Source organism: Nitratireductor sp. XY-223, from assembly GCF_004959855.1.
Classification (GTDB): domain Bacteria; phylum Pseudomonadota; class Alphaproteobacteria; order Rhizobiales; family Rhizobiaceae; genus Hoeflea_A.
Map to the genome: position 1 here is coordinate 193,014 of NZ_SPNT01000002.1, position 12,906 is coordinate 205,919.

Below are 12,906 nucleotides of genomic sequence, written 5' to 3' on the forward strand. Positions count from 1 at the left end.
TGTGTGATCACACTTAGAGTCAAGGGGCTTGTGCCGTGCTTTTTTCCGGCTTGAACTCCGCCGCCGCGCCTCAATCGGCCTAAATCGATTTAAGCGCCCGGCGCACGGCAGCCATGCGCGGCTCTTTTTGGGCTGGCCATTTCTATTGTGCAGTGCAATAAGAGACTCGATACTCGCCCATACGAACACCAATAACGGACCCGATCCCTTGTTCAAACCCGCTTACGCGGCGCTCAGCCAAGCGCTGCCCCTCGTCCGCTCGTCCAGCGAATTCCGCGTGCCCATGACGCCGGACCGCATCCGCATCGAGACCCTTTCGGGGCTGACCGTGGCGCTGGCGCTGGTGCCGGAGGCGGTGGCCTTCGCCTTCGTTGCCGGCGTCCACCCGCTGACCGGGCTTTACGCCGCCTTCATCGTCTGCCTGATCACGTCGCTGTTCGGCGGCCGGCCCGGTATGATCTCGGGCGCCACCGGCGCGCTTGCCGTCGTCATGGTGTCGCTGGTCGCCACGCACGGGGTCGAATATCTCTTTGCCGCGGTCGTATTGATGGGCATCCTGCAGATCGCCGCCGGCATCCTCCAACTCGGCAAGTTCATCCGGCTGGTGCCGCATCCGGTCATGCTGGGCTTCGTCAACGGCCTGGCGATCGTTATCTTCCTGGCGCAGTTCGAGCAGTTCAAGGTGACCGGCCCGGACGGCGTCAAGCAGTGGATCGGCGGCCTGCCGCTCGTCTACATGCTCGGCCTTGTCGCGCTGACCATGCTGGTTATCCACGTGGTTCCGAAGGTAACGAAGATCGTGCCGGCACCGCTTGCCGCCATCCTCGTGGTCGCCGGCCTCGTCATCGCCTTCGACATTCCGGTGCCGCGGGTTGACGACATGGCATCGATCAGCGGCAGCCTGCCGACCTTCTCGATACCGGCCGTGCCGATGAATCTGGAGACGCTGAAGATCATCTTTCCCTACGCCGTGATCTTCGCCGCCATCGGCCTGATCGAGAGCCTTTTGACCTTCAACCTTGTCGGCGAGAAAACCGGCACGCGCGGCGGCGCGTCGCAGGAATGCATGGCGCAGGGCTCGGCCAATGTCGTCACCGGCTTCTTCGGCGGCATGGGCGGCTGCGCCATGATCGGCCAGTCGATGATCAATGTCGGCTCCGGCGCACGCACGCGCCTTTCCGGCGTCACCGCGGCGCTCCTGCTGCTCAGCTTCATCCTGTTCGCCTCGTCGCTGATCGAGCAGATCCCGCTCGCAGCGCTCATCGGCGTCATGTTCATGGTGGTGATCGGCACCTTCGCCTGGAAGAGCTTCACCATCATCGCGCGGGTGCCGCGCACCGATGCTGCGGTGATCGTGCTGGTCACCATCATCACGGTCGCCACCGACCTTGCCATCGCTGTCGTTGCCGGCGTGATCATTTCCGCCCTCGCCTATGCCTGGAACAATGCGACGCGCATCCGCGCCAAGACGGAAACTGCCGACGACACCAAGACCTACCGCATCGAGGGCCCGCTGTTCTTCGGCTCCGCCACCGGCTTTCTCGAACTTTTCGATCCGAAAACGGACCCGGAACGCGTCGTCGTCGATTTCATGGAATCGCGGATCGTAGACCAGTCGGCTCTGCAGGCCATCGATGCGCTGGCGGCCCGCTACCAGGAACACGGCACCCGGCTGGAGCTGAAACACCTGTCGCGCGACTGCCACATGCTGCTCGCCCGCGCCGGCCAGTTGATGGTCGATTCGGACGACGATCCCGACTACGGCATCGCCGTGCATTACGGGGTGCGCATCGGCCGCTTCGGCGGCGCGCATTAGTCTAGCCGGCTCCGGGCTCGCCCAGCTGCCGCCAAAGCGGTTCGATCTTGTCGGGATTGCAGACCAGGTAAACGGAAACCACCGTGGAACCGTCCAGTTCGACGAGGGTCACCTGCCGCGAGCCGTCGGCCTCGATTGTCAGGTTCGCCGGCAGGCCGTTGATGCGCATGCGCCGCGACCACAATGGAGGCCTGTAGGCCGGTTTGCGGGCCAGACCGGCGTAAAAGCGCGCCACCTTTCGCGCACCGTAAATAACGTTCAGCGCGGCGAGCTTGCGGCCGCCGCCGTCGGAATGCAGCTCCGCGTTTTCCGCCAGCAGACGGCCAAGCGCGTTCAGGTCACCGCTCTTCGACGCGGCGAAAAAGGCGGCGGCAACGCTGTCGGCCTCGTCAGGCGGCACCTTGAAGCGCGGGCGGGACTTGCGGATATGGGCGCGCGCCCTGCTGGCCAGTTGCCGGCAGGCCTGCTCACCGCGGCCGAGCACGGTAGCGATCTCGCCAAAGGGCATGTCGAAGATATCGTAGAGGATGAAAGCGGCACGCTCGAGCGGCGACAAACGTTCGAGCGCCAACATCAGCGCATAGGAAATGTCCTTTTCGACCATCAGGTCCGGTTCACCGGCGGCAGCCGGATCGGAAAGGACCGGCTCCGGCAACCAGGGACCGACATAGACCTCGCGGCGGTGCCGGGCCTGCTTGAGCCGGTCGAGACACAGCCGGGTCACGATCCTCGAAAGATAGGCGCCGGGTTTGCTGATATCCTGCCGCGTCGCCCCGTCCCAGCGCAGCCAGGCATCCTGAACGACGTCCTCCGCGTCGGTCATCGAGCCCAGCATGCGATAGGCAAGACCGGTCAGCCGGCCACGCTCCGCCTCGAAGGCGGCGGCGCGATCCGGCGGATCGGTCTCAGGCGGCATCGGACACGACCGGATGCTGGCTGCGAAAGCCGACGGCGATCCGGTTCCAGACGTTGATCGCGCCAATCAGCAGCGTCAGCTTCACCGTCTCCTCTTCGGCAAATTGCGCGCGCAGGCGCTCATAGACGTCATCGGGCGCCGCCGTCTCGGCTATCAGCGTGAGCGCTTCGGTCCATTCGAGGGCCGCCCGCTCGCGCAACGTGTAGAGGGACGATTCCCGCCAGGCCGACAGCAGATAGAGCCGTTCCTCGCTCTCGCCGTCTGCCCGCGCGTCCTTGGTGTGCATGTGAATGCAATAGGCGCAGCCGTTGATCTGGGACGCCCGGGTCTTGACCAGTTCGATGAGGCTGCGCTCCAGTCCGCTGCCGCTGACCGCGTTTTCAAACGCCACCATGGCCTTCATGGGCTCCGGCGCGGCTCTAAAATAGTCAAATCGTTCCTGCATCAAAAATCTCCATTTTCGGGTTGTGCGGAGATAGACGAGACAGCAGGGCCGCGTGTGACATCGGATGGAATATTTTTCGAAAATCGTTAGCCGGTGCCTGCGGCACTTTTCTTCTCCTGCAACGCCAGCCAGAACCGCTGTCAGCCAGACGTGCATACTGCCTCTGAATTAGCCAGTGGATAGCGGTCGCCATACGACAATGTCAGGTTTCGGCATTGAACCGTCGATGAAGTCTAGAAATAGCAAAATCGATTTCAGATACCGTGCGATCGGGCCATGCAAGCATCAAATGGACGGGGTAGTCCTTCGCCAACTTCCTGCTGATGAATGCACCATCCCGTTTTCTGTAATTGGAGGGATTTTTGACTTCAAATCCTACCCAGTTGAATTCAGGCATTTTACTTAAGAAGCGGCGCTCACGGTAGACAACTTTGTGCGAAACATAATCCGACCAGGGGATGAAGTCTTTTGGCAATCGAATTCCATCTTTGGATATATGTAGATAAATGAAAGGCTTATAGGCTCTCATCAGATAGTGCAAAATGCTCCAGACAAAAAAAGGAGCGCCAAACAAACTTATCCATCTTGCAGTCTCGTACTTCCGATCGGATGGCTCCAGCGTCAAATAGACCGCGCCCAGCCCTAAATCAGGAGCCCATTGTGCAAACGAAAACCATGACAACGCCAGGGAGACAACAAGGCCTACAATCGCGCTTCCCTTGCGCATTGTGACGGTGAAATCAATTTCCGAAACACCCACGCTATCAAAGCTCCGCTCTGAATCGGCACCTTTTGTGCGCTACTTCTCCTGCAGCGCCAGCCGCACGCCCAGGGCGCAGAAGATCGTGCCGGTGAACTTGCCCTGCCAGCGGAAGATGCCGGGGTTGCGGCGCAGGAACGAACCGACGCTGCCGGCGCTGACGGCAACGACGACGGTGCTCAACAGCCCCAAGGCGACGAAGAGCACGCCGAGGATCGTCAGTTGCAGGGCAACCGCACCGTTCGCGGGGTTCACGAATTGCGGCAGGAAGGCGAGGAAGAACATCGCGGATTTCGGATTGAGCACCTCGGCGAGGATCGCCTGGCGCAGCGCCCGGGCGGGCGTCATGCGCGGCGCGGCGGAAAGGTGCGGATCGTGCGGCCTTTCAAGGATCGCGCGAATGCCAAGATAGATCAGGTAGGCGGCGCCGAGATACTTGACGAGGTTGAACAGGAACGCCGAGGCGAGGATCACCGCCGAGAGACCCAGAACGACCATCGCCGTGTGGATGATGTCGCCGACCGCGATGCCGAGGCCGGTGGCGATGCCGACCCGCGTGCCGCCGCTCGAAGCGCGCGCCAGGGTCAACAGGACCGCCGGTCCCGGAATGAAGACGAAGCCGAGCAGGACGGCGAGATAGGTTATGAGGGTCGTCTGGTCGATCATCGTGCGTCAGACGTGCTGGCCGCCATTGATGTGGATCTCGCTGCCCGACACGTAGGACGAGGCATCGGAACACAGGAAAAAGATGGTTTCGGCCACTTCGTCGGTGGAGCCCAGGCGGCGCAGCGGGATGTTCTCGACGATCTTCTCGGTTCCGGGCGACAGGATGGCCGTTTCGATCTCGCCCGGCGCGATGGCGTTGACACGGATGCCGTGCGGGCCGAAATCGGCGGCCATTTCGCGCGTCAGCGAGGCGAGCGCCGCCTTCGAGGTCGCGTAGGCGGTGCCGGCGAAGGGGTGCACCCTCGAACCGGCGATCGAGGTGACGTTGACGACCGATCCCCTGGCCGCCGCGAGTTCCTTGAACAGGCCGCGCGCGAGCAGGATCGGCGCGAAGAAGTTCACCTGGAACACGTCGCGCCAGGTGTGCATCGGCGTTTCCATCGAATTGAGCCGCGCGCCTTCGGGTGTTTTCGGCGAGATGCCGGCATTGTTGACCAGCGCATGGAGCTGCCCGCCCTCCCGGTCCAGCCGGTGACGGATCTCGGCGACCGCGCTGCCGACATCCTCGGGGTCCGAGAGATCAATCTTGATGTGATCCTCGGGGCCCGCGGGCCAGGGGCAGTTCTCGGCAAAATCCTGCCGCGAGCAGGTGATCACGCGCCAGCCGTCGGCCGAGAACCGTTTGACGGTCGCGTGGCCGATGCCACGGCTTGCGCCGGTCAGGACGAGTGTCTTGCGGCCGGGCTGTTCGCTCATCGTCTTCTCCGAGGGGTATTGCAGTTTGGTTCCTATGTAACGCACAAGGCGCGCGATAGCGAGGGTCGGGTCCGAATTGTGGCACCGCGATTGCCGGTTGACGGTCCTGCTGCTAGAGCAGGCCGATGAAGTGGACCCTGCCCGAACTTCCCGTCAGCGAGGCCGTGCCGGCGTTGATGGCGGCGCTCGATAAACACGCGTCGGCGGTGCTCGCCGCGCCGCCGGGCGCCGGCAAGACGACGCTGGTTCCGCTGCACCTTTTGTCGGCGGACTGGCGGGGCGACGGGAAGATCATTGTCCTCGAGCCCCGGCGTCTCGCCGCCAGAGCGAGCGCCCGCCAGATGGCGCGGCTGATCGGCGAGGAGGTCGGCGCCACCGTCGGCTACCGGACGCGGCTCGACACGCGGATCTCAGGCAGGACCCGCATCGAAGTCGTCACCGAGGGCATCTTCACCCGCATGATCCTCGCCGATCCGGACCTGCCGGGCATCGCGGCGGTGCTGTTCGACGAATTCCACGAGCGCTCCGTCGACGCCGATCTCGGCCTCGCGCTGGCGCTCGACGTCCAGTCGGCGCTGCGCGAGGATCTGCGCATCCTTGTCATGTCCGCGACGCTGGACGTCGATCGCGTGCGTGAACTGTTGGGCGGCGCGCCAGTCATCCGAAGCGAGGGCCGCGCCTACCCCGTGGATGTCCGTTACCGCGACCGCCGCCAGGGCGAGCGGATCGAAGAGGCGATGCGGGACGCCATCATCGGATCGCTGGAAAGCGAAGGTGGATCGATCCTCGCCTTCCTGCCGGGCCGGCGCGAAATAAGCCGCACGGCGGAGCTGCTGCGGGAAGCCGGTCCGGGGGATGCGGTCATCGCGCCGCTCTTCGGAGACCTCAGCGGCAAGGAGCAGGATGCGGCGATACGCCCGCCGGAGCCCGGCACCCGAAAAGTGGTTCTCGCGACGTCGATCGCCGAGACCTCGATCACCATCGACGGGGTGCGCATCGTGATCGACAGCGGCCGGCAGCGACTGCCGGTGTTCGAGCCGTCCACCGGCATCACCAGGCTCGAGACCGTGCGGGTGTCGCGCGCCTCCGCGGACCAAAGGGCCGGCCGCGCCGGACGGACCGAGCCGGGTGTCGCCATTCGGCTTTGGCGGGCGGAGCAGACGACGGCACTGCCGGCCTTCACGCCGCCGCAGATCCTCGCCAGCGATCTCAGCAATCTGATCCTCGACTGTGCCGCCTGGGGCGTGACGGACCCCGCGAGCCTGCGCTTTATCGACCCGCCTCCCGCGCCAGCCGTCGCCGAGGCGCGCGCGCTGCTGCAGTCGCTCGGCGCGCTGGACGGAGACAGCCGGCTGACCAAGACCGGCGAGACCATGCGCGGGCTCGGTCTGCCGGTGCGCGACGCCGCCATGGTGGTTGCCGCCGCCGAACGGAACATGTCCGCGGACGCGGCCGAACTCGCCGTGCTGATGGGCGAGCAGGGCCTCGGCGGCAACGCTATCGATCTCGACGAGCGCTGGCGGCGATTGCGCGACGACCGCGGCAAGCGGGCGCAAAGCGCCCGGGCGTTGGCACGGCGTATTGCCAGGGCGGCAACCGGAGACGACCCCGGCAAATCCACCGACGGCCCGCCGCCGGAGGCCGGGCCGCTGCTGCTTGCCGGGTTCGCCGACCGCGTGGCGCGCGGCCGGGGATCGTCCGATGGACGGGCACGCTTCGGCCTTGCCAATGGCCGCGGCGCCTTTGTGGAGGACCATTCCAACCTTGCAAGGGAGCGTTACATCGTCGTGCCGGAACTGACCGGTCCGGCGGCTTCACAGCGCATCCTCTCGGCGGCGCGGATCGACGCGGAAACCATCGAGGCCGTGCTGGGTGATCGCATCGCGGAAACGGACACGGTTTCATTCGACCGCAAGACGCGCCGTGTCAAAGCCCGACGCTCGCGCAAGCTCGGCGAACTCGTGCTGGAGGAACGTCCCCTCGCGAACCCGCCGCAGGCCGCGGTCTGCGAAGCCCTTGTCTCGGGGCTGCGGACACTCGGCATCGACGCCCTTCCCTGGTCCAGGGCGACACAACAGCTGCGCAGCCGCCTTGGCTGGCTGTACCGTCAGAAGGGCGCGCCATGGCCGGACGTGTCGGACGCGGCGTTGCTTGAAACCGCCGACGCCTGGTTCGCGCCGTTCCTTGCCGGTGTCACCGGGTTTTCCCAGATCGAGGCGGCGAATCTGTCCAACGGCCTGATGGCGCTGGTGCCGTTCGAACTGCACCGGGAACTCGACAGGCTCGCGCCGACCCACTTCGAGACACCCGCGGGCTCGAATCTGCCGATCCGCTATGACGGCGACGAGCCGGTGCTCGCCGTCCGGGTTCAGGAGCTTTTCGGACAGTCGCGGCACCCCATGCTGGCCGGCGGCGACGTGCCCCTGGTGCTTGAACTGCTGTCGCCGGCGCAACGGCCGATCCAGACGACGCGCGACCTTCCGGGCTTCTGGAAGGGCTCCTGGGCGGATGTGCGCGCCGAGATGCGCGGCCGCTATCCGAAGCACCCATGGCCGGAAGACCCGGCTGCGGCCGAGGCGACCCGCCGTGTCAATCATCCGCGCAAGCGCTAAGGTCTAGGAAAACCACGGAATGCAGGCCAACATGAGCTACACGGACCATCCGGCGGAAACCCGCCACGCCAACCACCTGCGGATGCGCACACTCATCCGCCTGCGCACGCTGGCGATCATCGGCCAGAGCGTCACCGTTCTCGGCGTCGCCTACGGATTCGGCTTTCCGCTGCCGGTGGCGTCGTGCTTTCTGCTGATCGCCTGCCTGGCGCTGCTCAACATCGCCCTGCGCATAAGATATCCCGCGACACATCGTCTCAGCCCGGCGACGTCGACGGTGATCCTCGGCCTCGACATCCTGCAGCTCTTCGGCCTGCTGTTCATCACCGGCGGGCTTGCCAACCCGTTCTCGGTGCTGATCTGCGTTCCGGTCATCGTCGCCTCCGCCTCGCTGCCGGTGCGCAACATCGTGGCGCTCGGCGTCATCGCGGTGGCGGCGGTCACCGTGCTTGCCTTCTACCACCGGCCGCTGCCCTGGTATCCGGGCGAGCGGTTCGAGGCGCCGCTGGTGCTGATCGCCGGCAACTGGATCGCCATCGTCTCGACGGCGGCGTTTGCGGCGTTTTATGCCTACCGGGTCTCGGCGGAGGCCGAGGAACTCGCCGACGCGCTGATGGCGACCGAGTTCACCTTGCAGCGCGAGCAGCACCTGTCGGCGCTCGACGGGCTGGCGGCCGCTGCAGCACATGAACTCGGGACGCCGCTGGCGACGATCACCGTCGTCGCCCGGGAGATGGAGCGTGCACTGGGCGGCGACGAGCGCTTCGGCGAAGACGTGCAATTGCTACGCTCCCAGAGCGAACGCTGCCGCGACATCATGCGCCGGCTCGCGACACTCTCCTCGTCCGACGAGGCGCATATGAGCCGACTGCCGCTGTCGTCGCTGATCGAGGAAGTGATCGCGCCGCACCGCGAATTCGGCGTCGACATCAAGGTCTCGCGCAAGGTGGGATCCGAGGGTGAACCGGTCGGAAAGCGCAATCCGGGGATCATCCACGGCCTCGGGAACCTTCTGGAAAACGCCGTCGATTTCGCCAGGACCACGGTCGAAGTCGAGAGCGAATGCGACCCCGAACGGGTGGTCATCCGGATTCGCGACGACGGGCCGGGTTTTCCGCAGGACGTGCTGTCGCGTATCGGCGATCCCTATGTCAGCCAGCGCGGTCATTCGAGCGAGCCGAGCGCCGGCGGTCTCGGACTGGGGCTGTTCATCGCAAAAACGCTGCTGGAGCGTTCCGGTGCGACGCTGAATTTCGCCAATCGCGAAAGCGGGAAAGGCGCGACGGTGACCGTGACCTGGCCCCGCGCAGCCATGGAGCATCCCGCCGGCTGAGGGCGGCCATATTGGCTTTTTTTGCCGGGGGCCTTATGTGGTAGCGTGATTTGAGTTGAGGGATCGCTCCAGCCATGACTACGCAACCGAACAACAACGACAATGAACTGATCGGCGAGGATGCGACGCTGCTGATCGTCGATGACGACGGACCGTTCCTGCGCCGCCTCGGCCGCGCGATGGAGAGCCGGGGTTTTGCGGTGGAACTTGCCGAATCGGTCGCCGCCGGCCGCGCCGCGATCAAGTCGCAGCCGCCGAAATTCGCGGTCGTGGACCTGCGCCTGGGCGACGGCAACGGCCTGGAGCTGATCGAGGAGATCCGCGCGGCGCGAGACGACACGCGCATCGTCATGCTGACCGGCTACGGCAATATCGCGACCGCCGTCAACGCCGTGAAGCTGGGCGCCATAGACTATCTTGCAAAGCCCGCCGACGCCGACGAGGTTTTCGCGGCGCTGACCCGCAAGCCGGGCGAGAAGGTCGAGCCGCCGGAAAACCCGATGTCGGCCGACCGCGTGCGCTGGGAGCACATCCAGCGGGTTTACGAGATGTGCGACCGCAACGTGTCGGAAACGGCGCGCCGGCTCAACATGCATCGGCGCACCCTGCAGCGGATCCTCGCCAAACGAGCGCCGCGCTAGACGGCTTGCTTCAGACGCTCGCGGAATTCGCCGGGTGTCTGACCGGTCTGCGCGCGAAAGGCCTTCTGGAACGAGCCGGGATCGCGGTAGCCGACCCGGTCTGCAATCTCGGAGATCGACAGGTCGCGGTCGCGGAACAGGTCCTTGGCCGCCTCGATGCGGACTCTCCGAAGATAATCGTGCGGGCTCTCGCCGGTCGCCTTTTTAAAACGGCGGGTAAAGTTGCGCGGGCTCATGCCGACATCCGCGGCCAGGGCCTCCAGCCGCACCGGCCCGCCGTAATTGCGCTCCATCCATTGCTGCGCCGTCAGCACCTGCCGGTCGCCGTGATATTTCTGGCCGTCGAAGGCGATATTGGCGACCGAATAGTTGCGGCTGAAGCCGGTGAGGAACGCCTGTGCCGTGTCACGGGCCACATCCGGGCCGAACAGCAGCTCGATGATCGAGATCGTCACGTCGCAGCCTGCGGGTATACCGTTGGCGCAGTAAAGCCCGCCGGCATCGGTCATGGCGCGCTGAGGCCGCAGACGGACGGCGGGAAACCGCTTCTCGAAGACATCCCGGTAGGGCGGATAGGTGGTCGCGACCTTGCCGTCGAGAAGGCCGGATTCGGCGAGCAGGATCGTGCCGGTGCTGACGGCCGCGATCGGCACCTCATGGTCCGCGGCAGCCTCGAGCAAAGGCGTGAGCGCGCGATTGGCGCCTGCCGCCGCCGCCGCGTCGCCCCAGAACGCTGCAATAAAGACCGCATCGGCGCTGCTCAGCATCGACAGGTCGTCCGAAACCGGCAGTCGCATCGCGTTGGCGCAGACTAGGTCCGCGCCCGCCGGGCTGACCACGTCGACGCTGGCGGACCCGCCGCCGGATGCCCCAGCTTTCTGGGCCGCATACCAGCACATTTCCGCAATCAGCATGATGCTCATGCCGACGGCGTTCTGCGGCGCGTAAACAACGATTTTCTTCATGCCGACCCGCAGGCCGGCGCCGATGCGTCCATGGACCGATCTTGCACGGCAAGCCATCCACGGACAAGTCGCGGCTGCAAAGGGGCGTGCCTGGCGGTTTTGCCCATTGCTTTGTCCGTTGCGGCCATTGAGGGCAGGCGCGTCCGGCGGGAGGATTGTCCAACAGCCATCTTAACCGGATTGGAGACATGATGAGCAGCAGCGCGCGCAAGGCGTTTGACAGCGGACCGACACCGGGTGGCGGAAAGCCGGCCGGGGAGCCGAAGCAAACGCTGTCGGAAACGCAACCCGGCCATGATTTCGGGCGTGGCAACATGCGCCTGTGGATGGAGCGGATTGCCGAAAACGTCTATCTCGCCGACACGGACTTTCAGCACACCGTGCGCTATCACCTCGGCATGGACTACGCCGCCGTCCACGAGGACCTGTGCGCCTTCGGTGCGCGCATCCCGACGGAGCTGGAGCCGGCGGTCGCCGAAAACGATGCCCGTTTCAACAATCCGACCCTGCAGCACTACAACGGTATCGGCGAACGGGAGGACAAGGTTCTCCACCATCCGAGCTACGCGCGTTCCGGCAACATCATCTACGGCACGGACCTCGTTGCTCGTCTTGCCCGGACCGGCGGACTGCGCGAGGGCATGAGCTTCTACTTCCTGTCCAACCATGCCGGCGAGGCTGGCCACAACTGCCCGGTGATCTGCAATTTCGAGACCGCCCGATTGCTGCGCGCGATCGACGACTTTCCCGGCCGGGACGCCTATGTCGCCGGGCTCGAGGCGCTGGGCTACGACGAGAACCTGACGGCCTCACAGTTCCTGACCGAGGTCCAGGGCGGCTCCGATGTCGGCGCCAACGCGACGCTTGCCTGGCAGGACGAGGACGGCCACTGGCGGATCCGCGGCGAGAAATGGTTCTGCTCGAATGCCGATGCGGATCTGCTCGTCATCAGCGCCCGCTACGATACGGACCAGCCCGGAACCCGGGGGCTTGCAGTCTTCATGGTGCCGGAGCGCAAGCCGGACGGCAGCCGCAACGACTACACGTTCCGCCGCCTGAAGGAGAAGATGGGCACACGGCCCCTCGCCTCGTCGGAAATCGATTTCCACGATGCCTACGCCATCGCGCTGGGACCGGTGGAGCGCGGTTTCAACCGGCTGATGGAAATGGTCATCCACCACTCGCGCATCGCGCTTGCGACCGCGGTGCTCGGCTTCGCCAACCGCGCCTACCAGATCGCCCGCGCCTATGCGGACACCCGCCACGCCTTCGGCGAGCGGATCATCAACTACCCGCTTGTCCGGGAAAACCTAGCGACGATCAAGGCCGAGATCGTCGCCGATCTCGCCGGAACCTACGCGCTGATCGCTATGCAGGATGCCATCGATCTCGGCAAGACGACCGATCCGGCGCGCGCCGCCTTCGTGCGGCTGATGTCGAATCTCGGCAAGAGCGTCATCTCGCGGCGCGTCGTCGACTGCACCCACCACGCCATCGACACGATGGGCGGCAACGGCGCGATCGAGACGACTTCGCACCTGCCGCGCCTGTTCCGCGAGAGCGTCATCCTCGAGAACTGGGAAGGTTCGCACAACACGCTCTACATGCAGGTCCTGCGCGACATCCACAAATATGCCCATGACGAGGCCTATTTCGCAGTGCTTGGCGAAGAGGTCGAGAAACTGCCCGAGCGCCTTACGGCGGAAAAGCGCACGGTGAAGTCACTGCTCGCCGAGCTCAGGGAATCGGTGGCGGACCTCAAGGCATCGTCGCACGACCTGCAGACGCTGAAGATACAGGGTGTCGGCGAGCGCATGTGCGACATCTTCTACTATCTTTGCGCGTTGCGTGAGGGCGACCACCAGAAGAGCGACACGGGCAGCGAGAGCAAGCTCGAAGCGGCGGCGTTCTTCCACCTCAAACGGCTGGCCGACCGGCCGGTGACCTGGGACGATGACTATCTTGGGCGGATCGCCCGGGTCGTTGCGGTCTGAGG

The 12,906-nt window shown here is 65.1% G+C and carries 11 protein-coding genes; 5 read left to right on the forward strand and 6 right to left on the reverse strand.

Features of this window, described 5'->3' with window-relative positions:
- The first annotated feature begins 283 nt into the window (after positions 1-283).
- On the forward strand, positions 284-1,816 hold the full coding sequence (locus tag E4M07_RS07495; RefSeq protein WP_136658455.1) for a SulP family inorganic anion transporter: 1,533 nt from the start codon (positions 284-286) through the stop codon (positions 1,814-1,816).
- 1 nt (position 1,817) lies between these two features.
- Here the strand turns inward: E4M07_RS07495 and E4M07_RS07500 are convergent, their stop codons facing one another.
- The 5 genes from E4M07_RS07500 to E4M07_RS07520 all read right to left on the reverse strand — a co-directional run bounded on the left by E4M07_RS07500 (position 1,818) and on the right by E4M07_RS07520 (position 5,359).
- Complete coding sequence (locus tag E4M07_RS07500; RefSeq protein WP_136657699.1) at positions 1,818-2,732, reverse strand: sigma-70 family RNA polymerase sigma factor; 915 nt, start codon at positions 2,730-2,732, stop codon at positions 1,818-1,820.
- Positions 2,722-3,177: a carboxymuconolactone decarboxylase family protein gene (locus E4M07_RS07505; protein WP_136657700.1), complete on the reverse strand. Its 456-nt coding sequence runs from the start codon at positions 3,175-3,177 to the stop codon at positions 2,722-2,724. The genes E4M07_RS07500 and E4M07_RS07505 overlap by 11 nt, the downstream gene beginning before the upstream one ends.
- A gap of 202 nt (positions 3,178-3,379) precedes the next feature.
- A complete protein-coding gene (locus E4M07_RS07510; protein WP_136657701.1) occupies positions 3,380-3,937 on the reverse strand; it encodes a hypothetical protein in 558 nt (185 codons plus the stop codon).
- Positions 3,938-3,976: 39 nt separating this feature from the next.
- A complete protein-coding gene (locus tag E4M07_RS07515) occupies positions 3,977-4,603 on the reverse strand; it encodes a LysE family translocator (protein WP_136657702.1) in 627 nt (208 codons plus the stop codon).
- A 6-nt stretch (positions 4,604-4,609) separates the two neighbouring features.
- Positions 4,610-5,359, reverse strand: a complete 750-nt coding sequence (locus E4M07_RS07520; RefSeq protein ID WP_136657703.1) for an SDR family oxidoreductase — start codon at positions 5,357-5,359, stop codon at positions 4,610-4,612.
- A 125-nt stretch (positions 5,360-5,484) separates the two neighbouring features.
- Between E4M07_RS07520 and hrpB the strand changes: the two genes are divergently transcribed.
- The 3 genes from hrpB (at position 5,485) to E4M07_RS07535 (ending at position 9,945) form a co-directional block, all read left to right on the forward strand.
- Positions 5,485-7,971, forward strand: coding sequence for an ATP-dependent helicase HrpB (hrpB, locus tag E4M07_RS07525; RefSeq protein WP_136657704.1), 2,487 nt, complete (start codon positions 5,485-5,487; stop codon positions 7,969-7,971).
- A 19-nt stretch (positions 7,972-7,990) separates the two neighbouring features.
- Positions 7,991-9,304 (forward strand): ActS/PrrB/RegB family redox-sensitive histidine kinase, encoded by a 1,314-nt coding sequence (locus tag E4M07_RS07530; protein ID WP_281404977.1) that lies wholly within the window; start codon positions 7,991-7,993, stop codon positions 9,302-9,304.
- 74 nt (positions 9,305-9,378) lie between these two features.
- The gene (locus E4M07_RS07535) at positions 9,379-9,945 is read left to right on the forward strand and encodes an ActR/PrrA/RegA family redox response regulator transcription factor (protein WP_136657705.1); all 567 of its coding nucleotides are present in this window, start codon (positions 9,379-9,381) and stop codon (positions 9,943-9,945) included.
- Here E4M07_RS07535 and E4M07_RS07540 read toward each other — a convergent pair.
- Positions 9,942-10,910, reverse strand: a complete 969-nt coding sequence (locus tag E4M07_RS07540) for a helix-turn-helix domain-containing protein (protein ID WP_169054125.1) — start codon at positions 10,908-10,910, stop codon at positions 9,942-9,944. The genes E4M07_RS07535 and E4M07_RS07540 overlap by 4 nt on opposite strands.
- Before the next feature lie 188 nt (positions 10,911-11,098).
- Here E4M07_RS07540 and E4M07_RS07545 point away from each other — a divergent pair, with 188 nt between their 5' ends.
- A complete protein-coding gene (locus E4M07_RS07545; RefSeq protein WP_136657707.1) occupies positions 11,099-12,904 on the forward strand; it encodes an acyl-CoA dehydrogenase family protein in 1,806 nt (601 codons plus the stop codon).
- Positions 12,905-12,906 lie beyond the last annotated feature (2 nt).